Consider the following 23,018-nt stretch of genomic DNA (forward strand, 5'->3'; position numbering starts at 1 on the left):
CTTTTACGATATTAATGGAAGTTTTATAATAAAGGTACTTCCTTTTTCTTTTTCACTTTCTACGGAAATGTGCCCTTGGTGATCTTCAACCATACGTTTTACGTAGGCTAATCCCAGACCATGTCCTTTTACATTATGTATATTTCCTGTGTGTTCTCTATAAAATTTTTCAAACACTTGTTTTAAGGCAGCTTTACTCATTCCACTACCTTGATCTTTAATTTTTAATAAGATGTTTGTTCCTACATTTTCGGTATAAACATCAATTCTTGGTGGTTCTGGAGAATACTTAACGGCATTATCCAGAATATTTACAATTACATTTGTAAAGTGTGTTTCGTTTGCTAAAACTGACGATTTTTCTGCATTCAAATGTGTATGAATGTAGCCTTTTCTGTCTTCCACTATTAACTCAATATGCGTAATAGCATCTTCAATTAATTCGTGAAGTTCCACACGATCTTTACTAATATTTAATTCGTTTTTTTCAAGTTTAGATATTCTTAATACGTTTTCTACTTGCGCATGCATACGTTTATTCTCGTCACGTATCATTTGTAAATAACGAGCAACACGCTCTTTATCATCAATAACCTTTGGGTTTTTAATGGCATCTAAAGCAAGGTTAATTGTTGCAATAGGTGTTTTAAACTCATGTGTCATGTTATTAATAAAATCTGATTTTATTTCAGATATTTTACGTTGTCTGAATAATTGTAATAACGCACTTGAGTAGGCAATGATAATAATAGAGGTGAAAATTATGGACAATAATGTCATCCTGATTATTGACGACTGTATAAATTTATTCCGTGTTGGGAAATTAACTAACAGCTTATAATTATTGTTATTATTTTCATTTGAAAAAATAGAAACACTAAACGTTCCTGGCTGTAATTCAAAATTATCTGTTTGTATTTTTGTTGCTAAATCATTACTGTAAATAGCAAACTCATAATCCAAATCAATATTGTCTTCTTTAAGCTTTTTTGATAATAATCTTCGAATTTCATCATCGTATACACGTTTATGTATAGGTATTCTACTGCTTAAATCTTTAAAAGCTTCATCAAAACTAATCCGTTCTGCTGGCGTAATTCGTCCCGATTTCATTAAACTCAAAATAGGGTTTGCTGGCAAATCGTTATCCAGAGTTGTTTGGTTACTAAAAATTTTAGTTTCTGAAGTTCCAATAATACGCTTTATATTAAGGCTATCTAAACCGATGTCAAAGAGCGACGAAGATAATTTATGGTTTTCTTCTAAAATGCCACTTCTATAAATAAAAGTTTCATTTGTATCATTAATTTGTGAAACGATGAATAATTTTGAAATAGCAACGGTATCCGCTTGTTTCTTTTCATCAATTAGTGTTTGATACTTGTTATAGTAACTAAGCACTTCCTTTTCTTCAATTTCACGAGACGTATAACTTAATGCCTTTTTGACATTAAAATTAAACTGATCTTCCTCGTTTTTTATGGAATCATTAATATAGTAAGCTTGGACAAATATTATACCTACAAGCGATAAACTCATTAATAACAACAATATGACGAATAACTTTTTGCTCATCGTTCAAAATTAACATTTTAACATTTAGCTATCTTAGCATTTAACCTTACATTAACAAAAATGTTAAAATTCAAGATGTTTGTATAGCTTTTATAAGGTTCTGGTGCACTTTAATTACCTGGTGTTTAGTCGAATTTAAATCTGTGTTTTCAATAACAAAGGTGGCCTTTTTTATTTTCACATCTTCAGGAAGTTGATTATTTATTATAGCCTTCACTTGCGCTTCAGTTCTTTGGTCACGTTCAACAACGCGTTGTATCCTAATGTTTTCTGGAGCCGTAACTAATATGGTAAAATCACAATCTTTTTCACCACCATGTTCAAATAAAATAGCATTTTCTTTTAAAACATAATCCGTTTGTTGTTTTTCTGCCCACTTTTTAAAGTGGCTTGCTACTTTTGGGTGCACAATAGCATTCATAGCTTTTAGCAAATTTTTATCATTAAAGATGGCGTGTGCTAAAAACGGTCTGTTTAAGTTTTGATCTATATACGCTTCTTCACCAAATAATGCTATGAGTTTGCGTTTAATAACTTTTGAACGATTCATAAGTGCTTTGGCTTCGTCATCAGCAATGTAGGTTGGGACACCTAATTGCCCAAACAATTTTGCTACTGTAGTTTTACCACTACCAATTCCGCCTGTTAAACCTACTATTTTCATTCTGTAATAATATATTCTATTTGATCATGATTTATTTTTACATGCCGTAAAACCTCTGGCTGCTTTGTTAACCTCGGAATTAAAAAAGTTTGATTTTTAGACACTTCTGAAAAATCGCAAACAATTTCAAAGTCTGATGCCGTAATGGACTTGTAGTTTGACAAACTTGTATAATAAGAAACGGTTATTTTTTTCGGATAATATTTCAAATTAATATTTTCTGGTACATTTATAATTGTAACGGGTATTTTCAATTTGCCTTCCGTAAATTTTGTAACGGTTGCAACTACGTGTGTCTGTTTGCTTGAAAACTCTAATTCAGTTTGATTTTCTGGTAATTTTAATAAAACAGTGGTTATAATATTTTCTTTAACATCTTGAAGTTTTAGCGTATCTGTTTCAATAAAATCAATGGCAGAAACCAACACTTTAGGACCTATAATTTTAATGGAATCTGGACTTAATTCAAATGACTCTAAAATATCATAGCCTATGGCATAATTAATTTTAGCATTTATTTTAATCGGTACTTTTTTAATGGCATTAATATCATATTTAAAATATAATGTATCTGGATTAATATTCACAACCTCAACTGATTTATTAAACTGTGAAATCACATCTAGGAACGCGGTATTTTTATTCCAAATATAAAAGCTATCCGTTTTGGTGATATTATGACTGAAATCGATATTAATTTTGGGTTTTTTAAAATAGTACTTCAACATATTAAAACCTTGAGCTTTTAATCCCACTCGTAACGTTTTTTGATGATCATCAAAAACCACATGAGCTTCTGGTACATTCACTTTATTAATTTGAAATGTGATGGTATTAACATACGTATTTGAAAGCTTCAGTAAAATAAGGACACTAAAAGACATGAGTAAAAATAAAAAGAACACATTGATTCTTTTATTCTTGATAGCCTTTAGCAATTTAGATTTTATAGTACTAATCATTTGTTTTTAAAGAATAATTCAGGGAAAATTTCCTCTGGCTTTTTACCACTCACCTTTAATATAGTAATTGATTTTAGAAAATTATAGCCATAACCGATAAATTGTATGCACGTAGCAAATATTGCCTGTATGGCTATAACTAAACTTCGCGTGCTAATTAAAGCAATTAAAAATACGACTAAAAAATAAACACCGTAAAGTACCAAGAGTTGCATGTAATTTAAAGCTGCTAAAACTATAGCGAAAACAAAACCTAAAATAAAAATAGTAGGAAACCAATATGTGATTTTTTTTGATTCAGGATGCCATACATTTAGAATAGGACGAACTAATCCAAACTTTGAGACCTGTTTGTAAAATTTGGGCCACGAAATACGTCGTTTATGATAAACGAAAGCTTCTGGAATTAATGCTGTTTGATATCCTAATTTCCAAAGCCTTATGGATAAATCAGGATCTTCACCTGGATGAATATTTCCAAAACCATTCGTTTTAAGGAAGGCTTCTTTAGATAATCCCATATTAAAACTTCGCGGTTGAAATTTATTAATTTGTGTTTTATTCCCTCTAATTCCACCTGTTGTAATAAAAGCTGTCATAGAAAAATTAATAGCTTTCTGCACGTTGCTAAATGAACTGTGAGCTGCGTCTGGACCGCCAAAGCATTCTATATAATTATCCGTTAAAAATGACTTAACAATATTTAAGTAATTAGGAGGTAAAATACAATCAGAATCTAAAATGATAAAATAATTACCCTTGGCATGCTGCATACCATAATTTCGGGAATCACCTGGCCCTGAATTCTCTTTAACCAAATAGGTAATATGTAATTTTTCTTGAAAGTTGGCTATAACATTTTTTGATGGTATGGTAGATCCATCTTCAATAATAACTATTTCAAATTTTTCATCACCGTCTAGGTTGCTAAAGCTTTGCAATAGCTCATCAATTTCGTTAGGACGATTAAAAACAGGTATAATAAAAGAAAACGCTAATTCCATTTAACAAATGTAATTAAACAATAAAAAAAACCACCCAGTTGGGTGGTTTTTAAACATAATATTTAAAACTATTTTTTAATTTTTAATAATTCGTATTGTATCAGTTGTGTTATTAATCATAATTTTTACAAAGTATGCACCCGCTTGTAATGATGTCATATTAACATCGCTAGAAACTGTATTAGGTGCTGTGCGCAGTACTTCTTGACCTAACATATTGTAAACAACAACATCTTGAATAGTTTGTTGTGCTTTTAATGTTAAAGCGTTTGTTACTGGGTTTGGATAATATGTAAATAATTCCTGTTGTTGGAAATCTTCAACACTTAAGGTAGCACTATAAGCAGATACTTGGAAGTTAATGGTGGCATTATTACCATATTCCCAAACTCGGAAGTAAATAGTTTCACCAGCTAATGAAGGGTCTGAAACAGAAACTAAAGGATAAAACCCATCATCACTACCATCATCATTACATTCAATTAATACCAATGAACCACAAGTACCAGAATATGCTGCTCCTCCTGCATCTCCACCCCCACCAGTTGGATTAGCGTTCATTTCCAAAACAATATTACCATCTGCAGGTACTACAACAGCGTACCACATATCGCCTCCGTTATAACTCGCACAACCTGGCGCAAGTTCTCCAGAGGATGTAGTAACAAATTCATTACTACCAATTACAGGGTTATCCATAAAAACAACTCCTGGTGTTAACATTATTGCGCCACTGCAAATATCATTTACAGGAGGACAACCATTAACAACAAAATTTCCTAAATCAATATTACAAGCAGCATCTGAATGAACTAATGTCAAATCAACGGCTGTACCAAAAGGATATGGACCTACTGGTGTTATTCCTGTTCCTGTTATTGGGTACGTTGTGGTGCCATCGCTAATTTCAGTTCCATCATTAACAGCATCTATATTTACATCTACAAAATATTGGTTATTGGTACAATCAATATTTGTTGACGATCCTGCAACAGAAGCGCCCGTGCAATTTAATTGTGTAATATCTAACGTATATGGTGTTGATTGTGGTGCTGGCCATGAAGAAATTACCACATAGTATGTCGTTCCTGCCGAAAGCGTAATAGCTGGTAAACTTCTAGTCGTTCCAGACGTTGCCGTATGGTACGCAACTACAGACGCAAAAGGACAGCCTTCAAATAACCAAAAACCAATCCAATCATCTAAAGTGTCACTTAAGTCAAAGTTATAAGTTCCATCCGCGGCTGGTGTATATTCATATACCACATCGTCTCCAGTAATATAAAAAGCACTACCTGTTCCATTTGTATACTGGGCACCTGCTAAAGGTGGTACGTCCGCATTTTCATAATCGTTACCATAAGCACCCGTATCATCTGTGGTGTTATAAGGTATTGACGTAACTACAATAGCATCTTCACAAATGGCACCAACGGGAGCAGATCCTGTTGTAAAGCTCCATACTGGACAACCTGTTGCTTCTGTTGTTTCATTAACTGGTTTTATAATCCAATATAACAAAGCATCATAACCTGTTAGAACTAAAGCTGCATTTGTATCTGTATAATTTCCTATTAAACCAAAATCATCTCCTGCGGGTGTTTCTCCCGCATATAAATTGTATGAAGTTGGTGTTGGTCCTGTTGTTGGTGCTTCCCAAGAAAATGTAACATTTCCTGTAGCTACATCCACGGCACCATCAGCTGGCGTTGGATTAATGGCACAATTTGGTTCAGGAGCTAAAGTTCTAAAAGATAATACGGCAGACCAATTACTTAAGCCATTCGTATCACAATTTGCTTGCACATAAAAATCGTAATCTGTTGCTTCCGTTAATCCCGAAGCACTATCTGTTAAATCCCCTGTTGCAGTGGTACCAGATGCTATTGCAGTAGCAACGTCTGGAGCTGATCCAGAAGCCATAATAACCCATTCATAACCTAATGTAGCTTCTACAACGGTATCCCAACTAACATCTGCAGTTGTTTGCGTTGGCACTACTAAACTATTTGTGGGCGTAGGACAGGTTGGTGTTTCTTCAACTAATACATCATCTAAGTTTAAAGATGCACCATCAACACCATTATAGTTGAAAATAATTTGAACATTACTTTGCCCGACGTAAGCTGCCAAATTCAATTCAACTTCATACCATACAAAACTATCAAACACTCCAAAATCAGCTTCTTGCCATAAAACAGTTTCTGTTGTACCATCAGTTGCACTTACAATAAAGTCATAATTTTCATTTGGATCAATTGCCCAAAAGTAGCTCATGTTAAACCAAAATTTTAATCTGGGATTTACACTAGCCGATAAATCTAAAACTGGTGTGGTTAATGATTCATCTTGTGGTGTAAGAGCGGGATCATAAACAACTTGAGCAGATGCTGCACCTGAATTAGGAACTATAGCTGTAGACATAGTCCAAGTTTCATTTGCATTTACCTGTGTTAAAGTCCAACCTGCCGGAGGGACAGCCGTTTCAAAACCTTCAGTTAAATATTGACCATAGCTTACTACAGTAAATAAACTGAAAACAAAAAACATAAATGTAATTTTTTTCATGATAAATTTAGTTTTAATTAATTAGTTATTAAATTAGTAAAGAACTAACTCTTTTCCAAATAATTAAAACAGAAAGAGTTAACACGGTTCTTTTTATTTGAATTAAAAAAAACGAGCATATATAAATTATCTAAAAAAATTAATCTTTTAGTATTTGAAACGTTTCTGTTGTATCATTAAATTCTATTTCGGCAAAGTAAATTCCCGAATCAAAATTGGACATATTTATTTCCGCATGTAGATTATTAAATGCACTTCTGTAAACCACTTGACCCAGAACCGTATACAATGAAATAGATTTAATCGTTTTTTCAGCTTTTAAGATAAGCGTGTTCTGAACTGGATTAGGAAAGTATGAAAAACCGTTCTTAAACGCGCTATTTACATCCAAGCTATAACTTCCTTCTGTAATTTCTAATAATTGATTGGCATTTACATTTTCTAAATAATCAACGGTACCACTTAACCACGTTACTTTTACATAATCAATAACGCTATGTGTTCCTAAACCAAAAATTTCCGAATTTGAATTTTGAGCTAAATACCCTTCACCACATAGCGTGTAACGATATTGTTTAGTTCCATTAATTGATATTTCAATACGAGAACCTATACCGTCTCTATTACTTTGTACGCCTGTTAATTTAACTTTTAACCAGTTATTAGCATTCATCGTCCTATTTTCCCATAAATACATATTTTCATAATCAATGTTACTAACAGCAATATCTGGCAACCCGTCATTATTAAAATCGCCGACAGCATTTGAATAGCTTTTTGCAGCATCACCAATAAAACCAGAATTTAAAGAATTTTCGAACGTATTATTTCCGCGGTTTTTGTAAAAAGCAGACGACCTAAATGGCGGATTTGAACCATCATATTCGCAGCTTACATAAATATCCTCATCCATATCATTATCTGCATCCAAGAATACGGCTCCCCAAGCATAGCTATGCAATCGTGTTCCTGAAAATATAGCAAGGTCGGTAAAGGTTCCATCTCCATTATTTCTAAATAACACATTACCATCTGCTGGCGTATCTGTAATATAAATATCAAACCAACCGTCATTATTAAAATCGCCAATAGCTACTCCCATAGAATCTATGGTTATTCCCGTGTTTGATTCAGCTGTAACATCTGTAAAGGTTCCATCGCCATTGTTACGATACAATAAATTTTGATTAAATAATTTATCATTAGACATATAAATATCTTGCCAGCCATCATTATTATAATCGAAAAAAATGGCGCCGAATGTCAAATGGCTATCGGTATCAAACCCGGCTTGTATGGTAACATCTGTAAACGTATTATCGCCATTATTTTCAAAGAAAAAATTAGATTGCTCACCCATTTCCCCTCTATTACTAATAAAAACATCTAAAAAACCATCATTATTGTAATCACCCCAAAAAGCACCATAAGACTCAAAATTTTCTACAGGTAAACCTGCATCTATAGTAATATCTGTAAAATTAGAACCGCCGTCGTTTAGGTATAATTTATTACCATTATTATTAGAGGTTACATATAAATCTTTATCACCATCATTATCAATATCCACCCAAACAACTTGTTTTTGTTGACTCGTATTCATTGGAATATTTAAATTATCGGATTCAAACGAGCCATTGACATTTTTAAAAAAATGAATTTTAGAACCTTCCATTGTAGCCATTGTAATATCATCCCATCCATCATTATTGTAATCACAAAACGAAATGCCATTTCCTTGATAGGTTTGTCCAGCAGTAGCTATAATTCCTAAATTAATAGCTCGGTCTACGAAATTAACTTGTGCTTGCAAAAAGCCTGTAATAAGCAGAAAAAAATATAAAAAGTAATTGTTCTTCATAAGGTTTTAATCTAAATATTGACTTACTAATATAGCAATAATATTATACTATTCCATTTTTGTTATTTTTACAAAAAAAAAGCGCCATTCTTTATAAAAAGAATGGCGCTTTATATGATATTACTTTAAATATTATTCTCTTGTAAAGGTTTCCATAACGGCATCGCTAACGCCCATATTACTAAATCCACCATCGTGAAATAAGTTTTGAAGTGTTACTTTACGTGTTAAATCACTAAACATAGTAATAGTATAGTTAGCACAATCTAAAGCGGTTGCATTGCCTAATGGCGACATTTTTTCGGCATATGAAATAAAACCATCAAATCCTTTTACACCACTTCCAGCTGTTGTTGGTGTTGGTGATTGCGAAATGGTATTAACGCGTACTTTTTTATCGCGACCAAAGAAATAACCAAAGCTACGTGCAATACTTTCTAATAAGGCTTTATTGTCTGCCATATCATTATAATCAGGAAACACGCGTTGCGCTGCCATATATGTTAACGCAACAATACTTCCCCATTCATTCATAGCATCTTTTTGATACAATGTTTGCATAACTTTATGAAAAGAATTTGCTGAAACATCCGTTCCTTTTTGCGTCCAATCGTAATTTTGATTCGTGTAATGATTTCCTTTTCTAACGTTGATAGACATTCCAATAGAGTGTAAAACAAAATCAATTTTACCGCCTAAAATCTCCATAGATTTTTCAACTAGGTTTTCTAAATCTTCAACAGATGTAGCGTCAGCAGGAATAATTTGAGAACCTGTTTTTTCAGCCAATTGGTTTATTTGTCCCATTCGCATAGCAACTGGCGCGTTAGTTAATACAAATGTACCACCTTCTTCATGCACGCGTTCTGCTGTTTTCCAAGCTATTGAATTTTCATCTAAAGCTCCAAATATGATTCCTTTTTTTCCTTTTAATAAATTATATGACATAGTTTCTCGTGTTGATTCGTGTTAAATGATTTTCAAAGATAGTATTAATTCAACAATTGTTTAGCATGTGCCATTGCCGAAGTGGAAATTTCTATACCTCCAAGCATTTGCGCTATTTCAACAATGCGTTCATCGTGGTTTAGAAGCCTTAAATTGGTTTGGGTAACCTCACCAACATCTTCCTTATAAACTTTAAAGTGCGTATTACCTTTAGCTGCAATTTGTGGAATATGTGTAATGGTAAAAACCTGCATGCTATGGCTCATGTTTCGCATAATTTCACCCATTTTATTTGAAATTTCTCCCGATACGCCTGAATCAATTTCATCAAACATAATGGATGGTAACTGCACATAATTAGATAAAATAGACTTAATAGCTAACATAATTCGTGATAACTCACCTCCTGATGCTGCTTTTTTAAGCTCGTTAAAAGCACCGCCTTTATTGGCTGAAAACAGAAACGATAAATTATCTTTCCCATTTGATTGGTAGGTTTCCGTAGTATTCAACGTGATATTAAACTTGGCATTTGGCATTCCTAATTGCTGCAAAATAGCTTCTAGTTCTTTGGTTAAACCTGGAATGGCTGCCAAGCGTTTTTTATGAATGGTACTAGCTAACTCATCTATAGCTTTTTTGGCAATTGCAACATCGTTTTGTTTATCTGCAATGGTATCGTCTAGTTTTTCGGTAACACTTACTTTTTCTGCTAAATCATTTTTAATGATAATAAGTTCAGAAACGTCACTTACAAAATGTTTTTTAAGAAGTGTGTTCAGTAATTCTAATTTGTTGCTAACTAATAACAACTGTTCTGGATCTAAATCTAGGTTGTCTTGTAGCGTTTCTATTTCCGTGAAAATATCATTAATTTCAATGGAACTACTGTTAATTCTATTAAAAACATCTTCATATTTAGTTGAAAATTTCGAAACTTTTTGCAGACTGTTTTTTGCCGCAAGTAAAGCAGACATGACGCCTATTTGCTCTTCACTCAACAGTTGATTAACGTTTGCTAATTGCTCTTTTATATCCTCAACATTATTGAGTGTTTCATAAGCTTCTTCTAACTCTTGAAGTTCGCCTACTATTAAATTAGCCTCTACTAATTCTTTTAATAAATAGGAATTATAATCGTGTTCTTTAATAGCTTCAGCCTGAAACTTTAAAAGTTCATCATATTCTTTCTGAAGTATTTTAAACGCTTTTAAAGCGACTTTATAATCCTGTAATTCCTGATTATTTTTAGCCAAAGCATCAATAACTTGAAACTGATACGCATCATCCATTAATTGCATGGTTTCATGTTGCGAATGAATATCAATTAATTCCGCTCCTAACGTTTGCAATCCACTTAAGTTTACTGGCGAATCGTTTACAAAAGCACGCGATTTACCAGATGGCAAAATTTCCCGTCTAATGATGGTTTGTGATTCATAATCGAAATCTAATTTCTTAAATAACGCTTGAAGTTTATAATTGGAAACATCAAAAATGGCTTCAATAACACATTTTTTTTCGCTATCTTTTAATGCACTTAAATCGGCTCGTTTTCCTAAAATTAAAGATAATCCACCTAATAGAATAGATTTTCCAGCACCTGTTTCACCTGTAATGATTGTCAACCCTTGGTTGAAATTCACCTGAAGATGATCTATTAAAGCGTAATTTTTTATGGATAAAGCTGTTAGCAAAGTGTTTTAGATTAATTGGTTACTAAAATAATAACAACTACTTTTTTTAAGATGATTTCTTAAAATTTAATATTCCGCCATTTACTTGAGTACATTGGCGCTACGCGGTTTAATGTAGAAAGCAATTCCGTTATTTCAACATTTGGACCACTTGAAAATATCTGTTCGATTTCATCGCCTTTGGCATCAAAAAATGTCCGCAATAAAAAGGAATTAGGACGACGTCTGTTCATGGCTTCAAACTCCTCAATAGCACTTGCTATAATAGTTTTAGCCTTTTTCTGGTCTTCACTCATGGTATCTAATCCCAAACGATGATAGTCGTACATGACTTTTCTATATTCTTTGAATGTAGGCGATAATAAATTATCAATTAAAGCAAAACGTGTTTGTAAACCATCTTCAAGTTTCCAGCCTTTTGCATTTTCTTGCTGCGAGTAATTTACAATGGTTTGCGCCTGTTTAAGATAAGTATCTCCTCCTTCAAATTGAAACGAATCCGCATCTAATCCTAAAATCATGTGAACGTGAAACGCAATGACAGAAACAAGATTAGATTCAAACTGATTTTCGTTATAAAGTAAGTTTTCAAACTCTACATAACGAAATGTAAAGTCCTTATCATTAATATTATAAATAGGTGTTCCGTAAGAAGACCCGTAAACAGGACGTGATGATTGTACTTGAATAGTTGCTTTAAAAACATCACCAGAATATTCGGTAATATTAATAAACATACCACACTCTACGCGTTCTTGAGTACCGTATTCCTTATTAGTCCATTTCGTGTTGTTTACAAACTCTTTTAGTTGTTTTTCAAGCGTTTTAAAGACCTGTAAATTTTCATTACCTGTAAATTGGGCATTAACCACAATATTACAATTTAACTCCTGGCTATAGGCTGAAAAGGATAAAATGACTAAAAAAAATACAAAAAATCTATGCATGCAATTGGTTTATTATAGCATTTAAAATATCTACGGCTACGGCTTCTTTAGACTTTAAATCAAACGTTGTAATGGTTTCATTACGATCAATAAGTGTTACCTTATTTGTATCAGATTTAAATCCAGCACCTTTGTCCTTAAGCGAATTTAACACAATTAAATTTAAATTCTTTGCCTTTAGTTTACCTTTCGCGTTTTCAATTTCATTATTTGTTTCTAAAGCAAACCCGACTAAAAACTGTTTTTCTTTAATGTGTCCCAAAGACGCTAAAATATCTTTGGTTTTCTCTAACTCTAAAGATAACGTTTTTTCTTTCTTTTTTATTTTTTCAGTTGCTGCAATTTTTGGTTTATAATCGGCAACAGCTGCTGCAAAAACAGCAATATCAACAGTTTTAAAATAGGTATGTGCTGCGTTATACATTTCTTCCGCAGATGTAACAGGAATAATTGTTACAAAACTATGTGATAATTTTTGATGTGTTGGGCCAGAAATTAAAATAACTTCAGCTCCTAAATTAGCAGCAGCTTTAGCTATTTCGAAACCCATTTTTCCACTGGAATGATTCCCTATAAAGCGAACAGGATCTATTGCTTCATGCGTTGGGCCAGCTGTAATTAATACTTTTTTACCGTGAAGTGGCGATTTACTTAAAATATCATTTTCTATAAATGAAACAATATCTTCAGGTTCTGCCATGCGCCCTTCGCCTACTAAACCACTAGCTAATTCGCCACTGGTAGCTGGAATCATAATATTTCCAAAACTTTGCAAGGCTCTAAAAGATTCTAGTGTAGAAGGGTGTTTATACATATCCAAATCCATTGCTGGCGCAAAATAAACAGGACATTTTGCTGAAAGGTATGTTGCTAATAACAGGTTATCGCAAATGCCATGAGCCATTTTAGATAAGGTATTGGCTGTGGCTGGTGCTATAATTAGTAAATCGGCCCAAAGGCCTAATTCTACGTGATTGTTCCAGGTTTCATTATCATCATCTGGATTTGTAAATGATGAATGTACTGGATTCTTGGAGAGTGTGGATAGCGTTAAAGGTGTAATAAAGTCTTTAGAAGCAGGTGTCATAACGACTTTTACGTCTGCACCTGCTTTTATAAATGCTCTAACCAATGTCGCTGTTTTATAAGCGGCTATACCAGCACTAATGCCAAGTAATATTTTTTTACCGCTTAATAGTGACATATAGTTATTATTCCTGAGTATCGTCCTCTGTGTTTCTGTAGTAAATTTTACCATCTAACCATTCTTGAACTGCTAATGCATGTGGCTTTGGTAATTTTTCATAAAATTTAGAAACTTCAATTTGCTCTTTATTTTCAAAAATCTCTTCTAGACTATCGTTATATGTAGCAAATTCTTCTAATTTTTCAATTAGCTCTTTCTTGATTTCAGAATTTATTTGTTCTGCGCGTCTTGATATTATTGAAATTGCTTCGTAAATATTTTCTGTAGGTGCATCAACTTTATTTCTATCATAAGTTGTTGTGTTTACTGGCGCATTAATCTTCTTTAAATCCATATGTAAGTTTATTAACTTTTCGTACTGTAATTTTCTAATTCTTTTTCAATATCTTCAATCATTTTATCTGCTTTTTCTAAATATTCTGAATTAGCATATGATTTCTTGAAGTTATAATAATATAATTTGGCGTCCTCTAAACGCTTTTCTTTTTTACTATACACACTATTAATAGCTAGTTGATAAGCCGAATCAAATCTAATAAAGTAAGCTTCCTCACGATAAACAGTTCCAGGAAAATCAAAAATAAAATTATCAATAGCTTTTATTGGTGCATTAAAATCTCGCGTATAACCGGCAATAGTATTGAATTGTTTGGCTATGCTAAACGCTTTTTTCTCTAATTTAAAATCCAATTCTTTAACTAACTTATTTGCTTCAGGCATAAACTCCGATTCTGGATATAAGTTGATAAAGTTTTGAAACTTATCAATAGCTTCCTTGGTTTCGTGTTGTTCTTTAGAAAAAACAGGCGATAACATATAAGCACTTTTGGCGCTTAAAAAAGCAGCTTCTTCAACCTTCTCACTATTTGGGTAGGCATCAACAAAACGCTCAAAATGATAACTAGCTAAATACCATTCCTCTTCTGCATAATAACTTTTAGAGTTCAGGTATGATAATTTTTCAGCTTGGGGCTTCCCTCTATAAACCGGTAATATTTGCTCAAACAACTTATTTGCTTTGGCATATTTTCCGGCATTATATAGTTTTTCACCTACCGTATATTTGGTTCCCGTATCAACTGACTTTAAGGCCTTTTGATATTCGCTACAAGAACTTAAAAGTGTGCAAGTTAGAATTATGTAAAGAAATTTCTTCATAGTTTTAAAACAGTTGGCAAAATTAAGGTAATAAAATGGATTTTAAAAATATTTATTTTGCTAAAATACAAGCTAAAATAAGGTAAGCATTAGGATTAAGTATTATTTAACGCTTATGCATAGTTATTAACGAATCCTGTTATAGTTTTCTTCAGTCCATCGGTTGCTTCAACCAATGGTAATCTAACAGTTGGTTGACATAATTTCATGGCGCTTAAAACGGCTTTAATTCCTGAAGGATTGTTCTCTAAAAAAATGAAGCTCGTAATATCCATTAACTTATTATGTAACTTGAAAGCCTCCTTGTTTTTGCCTTCTAATCCTAATTGAATCATCTGTGCAAAATCTTTAGGAAACGCCTGTCCAATAACAGAAATAACACCTGAACCACCGGCAAGAGTTACTGGCAAGGCTAAATCATCATCTCCGGAAATAACCATAAAATCGGCTGGCTTATCCTTTAGTAATCGAAGGTATTGTGCCATGTTTCCAGCAGCTTCTTTTACTGCCACAATATTCGTGCAGGAGTTTGCTAACGCAATAATAGTTTGTGGAAGCAAATTAGATCCGGTTCTTCCGGGCACGTTATATAATATAATTGGTTTTGGACTCGCTTTTGAAATGGCTTCAAAATGCGCACTAATTCCTGCTTGCGTTGGCTTACTATAGTAAGGTGATACAGATAAAATAGCGTCTATATCAGAAAAATCAGTCTCTTGGATTTCAGCAATTACCGCAGCTGTGTTATTGCCTCCAATTCCAAGAACCAATGGCACACGACTATTATTAGCTGTTACTATGGTATTGATAATTGCTTGTTTTTCTGCCGACGTAATGGTGACACTCTCCCCTGTTGTACCTGCAATAACAATATAATCCATCCCGTTTTCAATATTGAAATTAACAATACGCGTCAAGGCTTCGTGATCTATAGATAAATCGGTTTTAAATGGTGTAACAATAGCTATTCCTGCTCCAGTTAATTTATGCTTCATGTTTTAGTGTCTTAAAAACTTGTAAATATTTTAGTAATTCGGTTTCAAAAGCATCAAAATCGGTTAGAGGTGTTTGAATGATTAAATCATTTAATCGTTCATCTTCCTGAAAAATGCTCGCTTTAAAATGGGCTTTAGATTTAGCTGTAAGTAATTTTAAATGCAATGTGTCCGTTGTATAAAAACTAATGAGTAAATCATATTTAGTATTTAAAAACGTTTCCAACTCGGCATTTAGTATAGCACCCTTCCACCCTATATCTTTAGGGTTACAACAGGATTCCCAAGAAAGTAATTCCGTGTTTTTAGCTTCCGTATATGCAATAATTTTTAATTTGTTTGGTAAAATATGCAAGCTTGAAGTTAAGGCATTAAACATTTCTAAATTTGCAACCTCATCGGCATTTACAATAATACCAACACTCTCAATTACTTGTGCTTTTGAAGTGCCTTCTGAATTATTCAGAATCGACTGTAAGTGTTTTTTAATAGAATTTTCTTTAAAACCCTTTAAAATCATTATATCTTTATACTTTCCACAAAGATACTAAAAGTACATACATAAGCGTATTAATTTTTTTGTTTATACATATGAAATTACAGCATTTACTCCTAACAATTATAGCTCTTACATTATTTAATTGTAAGCATGATACTTGGCAATTAAATCAGATTAAAGGGGAACAAATTACCATTACAGACTCCTTAAAGTCTGATCCTGAAATTGAGGCCTTTATTAAACCCTATCGCGAACATGTAAATAATGATTTAGATAGTGTGTTAAGTTATGCAGTTGATACATATTCCAAAAGCGATGGTGAATTCAATACGGCTATTGGAAATTTGTTTGCTGATGTTATATATGAGCAATCCAACCCTGTTTTCTTCAAAAGAACGGGTAAAAACATTGATATGGTTTTGCTAAATCATGGTGGTATTCGTGCTATAATTTCCAAAGGACCCGTTTCGGCAAGAACAGCTTTTGAAATTATGCCATTTGAAAACAGTATTGTTGTGGTAGGTATTAAAGGCAGTCAAATTAACTTAATGACAGAATACTTATCTAAAGCTAAACGTGCGCACCCAATTGCTAAACTGAATTTGATACTAGATGCAGATTACAGCATAAAAGAAGCAACTATTTCCGGCAATCCTATTGATGTAAACAAAACATATTACGTGGCAACCAACGATTACCTTTATAATGGTGGTGACCATATGACCTTTTTTAAACCTGAAGAATCCATAGAAATTTTAGATTATAAAATCAGAAATGCGTTTATAGATTACTTTAAAAAGACAGACACTATTAGCCCTGTTATTGACAATCGCTTTATTAAATTAAAAAATTGAACCTATGAAACGTCGCGCATTTATTCAACAAACTTCCGCTTCTGCAGCTTTTGTAACAGTAGGCGGTTTGGGGTTATCGTCTTTTTCAATACCTGAAACAACAACTAAAATTACTATACTTCACACAAACGATGTGCATAGTCATATTGATCCATTTGGCCCTGAAGATGGCAGAAACCCGAATAAAGGAGGAGTTGCCAGACGTGCCACATTAATTGATGCCATCCGAACCGAAAATCCAAATACGTTATTACTGGATGCAGGTGATATTTTTCAAGGCACACCCTATTTTAATTATTATGGTGGTGAATTGGAATTTAAACTCATGAGTAAGTTAAAATATGATGCTGCTACCATTGGAAACCATGATTTTGATAATGGTTTAAACGGGTTACACGCACAATTACCTCATGCAGAGTTCGACTTTCTATCTGCCAATTACGATTTTTCAAATACTATTATGGATGGGTTTGTAAAGCCTTATAAAACGTTCACTAAAAATGGCATTAAAATAGGTGTATTTGGTTTAGGGATTGAGCTTGCTGGCTTGGTAGACAAAAACATGTATAAAGAAACCAAATATTTGGATCCTGTTGAAATAAGTCAAGATATGACGCGTATTTTAAAAGAAAATGAAAAATGTGATTTAGTAATCTGCTTATCTCATATGGGCTATTACTACAAAAACAATTCCGATAAGATTAGCGATTTAAGTTTAGCGGCAAAAACAAAAGATATAGATTTAATAATTGGTGGTCATACACATACATTTTTACCAAAACCAACGATTGTTAAAAACAGTTTAGGAAAAAACATGCTTGTCAACCAAGTTGGCTGCTTCGGAATTAACCTCGGGAAAATAGAGTTTTATTTTGATAAAGATAAAAACATGACAAGCAAAGGAACCTCTATTATCGTTTAAACGGCAATCGGTTCTTCTGAAGAAGAAGCCTTACTTAATACTAAACGTTTTTTTCGTTTTCTATTATACTCAATAATATAACCGAATAAAAAGAACAGTCCCAATACGTGCAACAGTCTATCTAAAACGACAAACATGTCGTGATACACATAGTAATTACTTATATAATAAAGTACATCTGAAAAAACAAAGCAAAGCGCTGTAGTCAAAAATAGAATAGATGCTTTCGTGTCTTTATTTAAATATGTTGCAAACGCCATAAAGACTAACGCCATGAGCGCAATGCTTTTCACTGCAAATAGTGCAACTTCTGTAGTATCCGAAATTTGTATTTGTAAAACCGCAAACAGTTGATACATTAAATACGCATTAATAGAAAACACGAGCAGTAAACAAATACCCACAACCTTATCTATATTAAAAATTCGAATTCTTGAAACAGCTGCATAGCCTAAAGTAAAGTAGCTAATACAATAAAATAAGCTGGATAAGCTTACCATAAAAGGGTCTGAAAAGAATACGGATGAGAAATCTCCCAAAAAGGAAAACACGAGAAAAGTAATCATAACAGCGTTTATGTATTTATTTTTAATCAAATAATACATAAACAAAAAAGGAATAAACATTGGTTTCGTAACTTGAATCAATAAATCATTTTCACTTAAAATTGCGAAGACATTTATAAATACAAGAAAAAACAGAACGAATACAAGATTCCTATTGTAACTAATTTGTAGCCAATTTTTCACAGTAGATATTCATAAGTAGGTTGAAGCAAATATAACAAAAAAAAGTTAGTTTATCGTTTCAAACGTGCGCTTCATCGAATAATATGTTAAATTTTGACATATTCATCAATTTTCCAAACGATGTTAACACATGCAAAAGGAACTTTTTATTCAAAAAGGGAATGTTGTAAACTATGCGAAGAAATGTACTTTCTTGTTTTTTACTTTAGATTGAAAGTAAAAGAAGCAAAAAGCTAAAACAAATAATATGGTTTGGGCAATATTTAGTAAATCTTGATCTGCTATATAGAAATAGGCAATCTGGATCACTTCTGAAAAAACAATACATACAGAACCAAAAAACAAGAGCAAAGTTTTTTTGTTGTCGTTATAAAAATAACTAATTAATGAAATGGTCAATAACATGAGCATAACAATATTATATACAAACTCGACACCTATTAAGTATCCTGAAGAATCTATTTGGAATTCTGGATTAACAATAGTTATTAAAACATAAACTATGTAAATATTTAACACAAGCAGAACAACTACATGTATGAAATAGCTTTTCAATACTTTTCTTAAATTTATAGTTTTGAAAACCTCTAGAATTAAAAAGAAATAGGCCAAAATATAAATAGAATTCCCTAACAAATAATACATATCTAATCTTTCTTGACTCCAGTCAAAACTAAAATACTCAAGAATGGCTGAAAGTTCTGCAATGGAGAATAAAATAAGAAATAATGAAAAGTATTTAGACCTTTCGGGTACGTTAATGAAATACAGCACTGTAAACAATGGTACAATTAAAGACTTGCTTCCGCTTGAAAGATATTCTTGTCCACTAAATTGGAAAATAGCAAACAACACGCACAGAGCAATTATAAAAAAAATTAGAATGTTGGTATTCTTCATTAATAACTATAGGTATTATAAAAGCAAATATATATAAAATTTGCAATTAATCGTCATTTTTAGCTTTTAATCGATAAAGCAGAGTCATTCTAAATAATTATTACAAAATCATATTTAAAAAATCTTGTTCAGATATGATAGAAACAGCTAAAGAGTCCGCTTTTTCTTTTTTACTAGGTCCCATATTATCACCTGCAATGACAAAATTTGTTTTTGATGATATAGATGATGATACTTTTCCACCATTATCCTCAATAAGTTTCTTCAATTCATTTCTAGAAACTAAATGAAAAACACCAGAAACAACAAACGCTTGACCTTCTAATTTATTAGTTTGATTAGCTAATTTTTCAGCTGAAATTTCCATCTGAACGCCAAATCGGATTAACCGTTCAACAATTTCAATATTTGTTTGTGTTTGGAAAAAATCGGTCACACTTTCAGCTATTCGTACACCAATTTCATCAACAGTTACTAAATCAATAATTGTTGCATTAGCTATCGCTCCAATCGTTTTATAGTGTTTAACTAATTTTTTAGCTACAGTTTCACCAACATATCTAATGCCCAATCCAAATAAAACGCGTTCAAAGGGAACATCTTTACTGGCTTGAATACCATTTAATAAATTTTCGGCACTTTTTTGCGCCATCCGTTCTAATGGCAAAACATCTTCAAGTGTTAATTCATATAAATCCGAATAATTAGAAATCAATGCAGCATTAACGAATAAGGCAACGGTTTCTCCACCCAATCCATCAATATCCATTGCTTTTCTGCTGATAAAATGTTGGATTCTACCAATAATTTGTGGTTTACAACCATTGTAATTTGGACAATAATGCTGTGCTTCGCCTTCTTGCCTAACTAACGCCGTGTTACATTCTGGACATTGGGTTATATATTGAGTGGGCTGCGAATCTGCTGGACGCTGGCTTAAATCGACAGCAATTATTTTAGGGATAATTTCACCTCCTTTTTCAACAAAAACCATATCACCTTCACAAATATCTAATTTTTCAATTTGATCTGCGTTATGAAGAGATGCTCGTTTTACGGTTGTTCCGGCTAATTCGACAGGTTCCAAATTAGCAACAGGTGTAATAGCACCAGTTCTACCTACTTGATACGTAATTTCATTGAGTCGCGTGGAAACTTGTTCGGCTTTAAATTTATAAGCCATTGCCCAACGTGGTGCCTTGGCCGTATAGCCTAATTCCTCTTGTTGTTGTAAATCGTTCACCTTTATAACAACACCATCGGTTTCATAGGGCAAATCATGACGATGAATATCCCAATGTGCAATAAACTCTAAAACAGCATCAATGGAATTTACTTCTTTTGCTATTTCAGGAACTTTAAACCCCCAAGAACGCGCTTTTTCCAAGCTTTCAGATTGGGTTTTTATATTTAGGTTATTTCCTGTAATATTATATAATAAACATTCTAACGGTCGTTTGGCTACTTCACTACTATCTTGCAACTTCAAACTACCAGACGCTGTATTTCGTGGATTTCTATAAGGTTCCTCTCCTATTTCTATCCGCTCTTCATTCATTTTGATAAAGCCTTCAAAAGGCAAAACTATTTCGCCACGAATATCAAATTTTTCAGGATAATCACCTTTCAATTGTAAGGGAACAGATTTTATGGTTTTAATATTTGCCGTTACGTTGTCGCCTTGAAAACCGTCACCTCTAGTAACCGCTTTTAGTAATTTACCATTTTCATAAGTGAGACTGATAGATGCTCCATCATATTTTAATTCACAGGTATAGCTAATAGCACCATCCACCATTTTTTTAATCCGCGTTTCCCAATCCAGCAAATCGTCTTTAGAATACGAATTCTCTAGGGAATACATACGATGCTCATGAGCAACCGTTTCAAAATTCTTGGTTATTTCACCACCAACTCGTAAGGTAGGCGAACTAGCATCATAAAATTCTGGGTGTTTTGCTTCAAGTTCTTGAAGTTGCTTGAGTTTTACATCAAATTCGAAATCAGAAATAGTGGAATTATCTTGTACATAATAATTGTAATTATGCTGATGCAATTCGTCTCGTAATGCTTCTATTTGTTCTTGTATACTCATAAACTTATTTCATTCCTTTTAGCATGCGCTGATTTCCGAACATATCGTTTTTTAATTCAATGTCTTTATATAGTGCCGTTTTCAGTAACGTTTTCATTTCGGCGCCAAGATATTGATTTATTTCAAAAAACAGCAAACCACTCTCCTTCAATGCTGTCATAGCATAGTCGGAAATTGCTTTATAAAATTGCAATGGATTATCATCTTTTACAAACAAAGCCAAATGAGGCTCGTGCTGTAAGACATTATTTTTTATTTCTACTTTTTCAAGATCACGAACATAAGGTGGATTAGACACTATCACATCGAAAAAACCTATTGCAGATTTCAACATGTCATTTTGGATGTCTAGAATACTATCCTCAATACATGTAATAGAAACGTTATTCAATTTCGCATTTTCTCGAGTCACTTTTAACGCTTCTGGACTCACATCAACAGCAAAAACGTGTGCATTTGGTAAATGCTTTGCCAAACTAATAGCTATACAACCCGTTCCTGTGCCAATATCTAATAGTTTCAAAGGTTGATCCTTTTTACCGGAAAGCGACTTTAAAATCAAATCCACCAACTCCTCGGTTTCTGGTCTGGGAATTAAGGTATGTTTATTCACCTTAAAAGGCAATCCATAAAATTCGGTTTCACCAATAATATGCTGAATGGGTTCCTCTAATTTTAAGCGACTTAAAGCCTCAAATAGTGGTTGTTCCTCTTCTTTCGTTATCGTGTAATTTGGCTCCAGAACTAAAGCGATTCTATTTAAACCTAAATAAAAATCGATGAGAATATTAAAAAAACTGCCTACTTCATCGGTACCATATATGGAATCGAGTTCTTTATGAAATATGATTTGGATCTCTTTTAAAATCAAAATGTAATTTTTTATTGGTTTATAATTGTTTCAGCATCCAAACGTTACAGGAATAATGACCTGTACTTCCCATGGATGTCTGTAAAGGTTTGAACCCAACTTTTTTATAGAGTTTTTGTGCGCCAACCATAAATGGTAAGGTTTCCAAATAACAGGATTCAAAACCAAATTCTTGTGCTTTTTTCAGACAAATATCAATCATTTTAGAACCCAAACCCAAACCGCGTGCTTCCGGCAAGAAATACATTTTTTGCAATTCGCAAACAGTTCCAGTTTCTCCTTCTAAAGGCGCAATGCCACAACCTCCAATAATTTTTTCGCCATTTGCAACAACAAAATAGGCCATTTTAGGTTTGTTATAGGTTTCCGTCATCACATCTAATGCCACATCTTCATAAGCTGTTCCTACTTTAGGTGCATCTAACTCTTCAAAAACGGAGCGAATAACAGCTGCAATTTGCGCATTATCTGCTCGCGTAATTTCTCTAATAACAATATTATTTTGACTCACTTTAATGTCTTATTTTTACATCTTGAAATTC

21 protein-coding genes are annotated in these 23,018 nt (G+C 32.9%); 2 read left to right on the forward strand and 19 right to left on the reverse strand.

Translation table 11 applies throughout. The annotated features are described in order from the left end of the window. Positions 1-3: 3 nt before the first annotated feature. The 14 genes from ES675_RS11755 to ES675_RS11820 all read right to left on the reverse strand — a co-directional run bounded on the left by ES675_RS11755 (position 4) and on the right by ES675_RS11820 (position 16,106). Complete coding sequence (locus ES675_RS11755) at positions 4-1,575, reverse strand: sensor histidine kinase (protein ID WP_066251440.1); 1,572 nt, start codon at positions 1,573-1,575, stop codon at positions 4-6. 70 nt (positions 1,576-1,645) lie between these two features. Next, on the reverse strand, positions 1,646-2,239 hold the full coding sequence (gene coaE, locus ES675_RS11760) for a dephospho-CoA kinase (RefSeq protein ID WP_066251438.1): 594 nt from the start codon (positions 2,237-2,239) through the stop codon (positions 1,646-1,648). After that, a complete protein-coding gene (locus ES675_RS11765) occupies positions 2,236-3,201 on the reverse strand; it encodes a CdaR family protein (RefSeq protein WP_066251435.1) in 966 nt (321 codons plus the stop codon). The genes coaE and ES675_RS11765 overlap by 4 nt, the downstream gene beginning before the upstream one ends. Then, complete coding sequence (locus tag ES675_RS11770; RefSeq protein ID WP_066251431.1) at positions 3,198-4,205, reverse strand: glycosyltransferase; 1,008 nt, start codon at positions 4,203-4,205, stop codon at positions 3,198-3,200. The genes ES675_RS11765 and ES675_RS11770 overlap by 4 nt, the downstream gene beginning before the upstream one ends. A 75-nt stretch (positions 4,206-4,280) precedes the next feature. Next, complete coding sequence (locus ES675_RS11775; protein WP_066251428.1) at positions 4,281-6,773, reverse strand: T9SS type A sorting domain-containing protein; 2,493 nt, start codon at positions 6,771-6,773, stop codon at positions 4,281-4,283. Between the two features lie 139 nt (positions 6,774-6,912). Continuing rightward, entirely contained in the window at positions 6,913-8,634 is a 1,722-nt protein-coding gene (locus tag ES675_RS11780) for an FG-GAP-like repeat-containing protein (RefSeq protein ID WP_066251422.1), read from the reverse strand. Between the two features lie 132 nt (positions 8,635-8,766). Continuing rightward, complete coding sequence (locus ES675_RS11785; protein WP_066251417.1) at positions 8,767-9,582, reverse strand: enoyl-ACP reductase FabI; 816 nt, start codon at positions 9,580-9,582, stop codon at positions 8,767-8,769. A 44-nt stretch (positions 9,583-9,626) separates the two neighbouring features. Continuing rightward, positions 9,627-11,279 carry a DNA repair protein RecN gene (gene recN, locus ES675_RS11790; protein ID WP_148367467.1) on the reverse strand — a complete coding sequence of 551 codons (1,653 nt, stop codon included), beginning with the start codon at positions 11,277-11,279 and terminating at the stop codon, positions 9,627-9,629. Positions 11,280-11,338: 59 nt separating this feature from the next. Further along, complete coding sequence (gene porD, locus ES675_RS11795; RefSeq protein ID WP_066251414.1) at positions 11,339-12,226, reverse strand: type IX secretion system protein PorD; 888 nt, start codon at positions 12,224-12,226, stop codon at positions 11,339-11,341. Continuing rightward, entirely contained in the window at positions 12,219-13,430 is a 1,212-nt protein-coding gene (gene coaBC, locus ES675_RS11800) for a bifunctional phosphopantothenoylcysteine decarboxylase/phosphopantothenate--cysteine ligase CoaBC (RefSeq protein WP_066251408.1), read from the reverse strand. Before coaBC ends, porD begins: the two co-directional genes overlap by 8 nt. Positions 13,431-13,437: 7 nt before the next feature. Next, on the reverse strand, positions 13,438-13,767 hold the full coding sequence (locus ES675_RS11805; RefSeq protein WP_066251404.1) for a DNA-directed RNA polymerase subunit omega: 330 nt from the start codon (positions 13,765-13,767) through the stop codon (positions 13,438-13,440). Between the two features lie 11 nt (positions 13,768-13,778). Beyond that, positions 13,779-14,591 (reverse strand): outer membrane protein assembly factor BamD, encoded by an 813-nt coding sequence (locus ES675_RS11810; RefSeq protein ID WP_066251400.1) that lies wholly within the window; start codon positions 14,589-14,591, stop codon positions 13,779-13,781. 113 nt (positions 14,592-14,704) lie between these two features. Next, on the reverse strand, positions 14,705-15,586 hold the full coding sequence (gene dapA, locus ES675_RS11815; protein ID WP_066251395.1) for a 4-hydroxy-tetrahydrodipicolinate synthase: 882 nt from the start codon (positions 15,584-15,586) through the stop codon (positions 14,705-14,707). Further along, entirely contained in the window at positions 15,576-16,106 is a 531-nt protein-coding gene (locus ES675_RS11820) for a DUF6913 domain-containing protein (RefSeq protein ID WP_066251393.1), read from the reverse strand. The genes dapA and ES675_RS11820 overlap by 11 nt, the downstream gene beginning before the upstream one ends. A gap of 71 nt (positions 16,107-16,177) precedes the next feature. Here ES675_RS11820 and ES675_RS11825 point away from each other — a divergent pair, with 71 nt between their 5' ends. Both ES675_RS11825 and ES675_RS11830 read left to right on the forward strand, forming a co-directional pair. Then, positions 16,178-16,939, forward strand: coding sequence for a 5'-nucleotidase C-terminal domain-containing protein (locus ES675_RS11825; RefSeq protein ID WP_066251390.1), 762 nt, complete (start codon positions 16,178-16,180; stop codon positions 16,937-16,939). 4 nt (positions 16,940-16,943) lie between these two features. Continuing rightward, positions 16,944-17,861 (forward strand): bifunctional metallophosphatase/5'-nucleotidase, encoded by a 918-nt coding sequence (locus ES675_RS11830; RefSeq protein ID WP_066251386.1) that lies wholly within the window; start codon positions 16,944-16,946, stop codon positions 17,859-17,861. On the opposite strand, the gene ES675_RS11835 is transcribed toward ES675_RS11830, so the two are convergent. The 5 genes from ES675_RS11835 to ES675_RS11855 form a co-directional block, all read right to left on the reverse strand. Next, the gene (locus ES675_RS11835) at positions 17,858-18,427 is read right to left on the reverse strand and encodes a hypothetical protein (RefSeq protein ID WP_148367469.1); all 570 of its coding nucleotides are present in this window, start codon (positions 18,425-18,427) and stop codon (positions 17,858-17,860) included. The two genes, ES675_RS11830 and ES675_RS11835, sit on opposite strands and share 4 nt — an antisense overlap. A 354-nt stretch (positions 18,428-18,781) precedes the next feature. Continuing rightward, entirely contained in the window at positions 18,782-19,510 is a 729-nt protein-coding gene (locus ES675_RS11840; RefSeq protein WP_148367471.1) for a hypothetical protein, read from the reverse strand. Between the two features lie 100 nt (positions 19,511-19,610). Next, complete coding sequence (gene ligA, locus ES675_RS11845) at positions 19,611-21,605, reverse strand: NAD-dependent DNA ligase LigA (protein ID WP_066251380.1); 1,995 nt, start codon at positions 21,603-21,605, stop codon at positions 19,611-19,613. A gap of 4 nt (positions 21,606-21,609) precedes the next feature. Next, positions 21,610-22,476, reverse strand: a complete 867-nt coding sequence (gene prmC, locus ES675_RS11850; protein WP_066251379.1) for a peptide chain release factor N(5)-glutamine methyltransferase — start codon at positions 22,474-22,476, stop codon at positions 21,610-21,612. A 19-nt stretch (positions 22,477-22,495) separates the two neighbouring features. Continuing rightward, on the reverse strand, positions 22,496-22,987 hold the full coding sequence (locus ES675_RS11855) for a GNAT family N-acetyltransferase (RefSeq protein WP_066251376.1): 492 nt from the start codon (positions 22,985-22,987) through the stop codon (positions 22,496-22,498). Positions 22,988-23,018 lie beyond the last annotated feature (31 nt).

The organism is Algorimicrobium algoritergicola (genome assembly GCF_008086165.1).
GTDB classification, from domain to species: domain Bacteria; phylum Bacteroidota; class Bacteroidia; order Flavobacteriales; family Flavobacteriaceae; genus Algorimicrobium; species Algorimicrobium algoritergicola.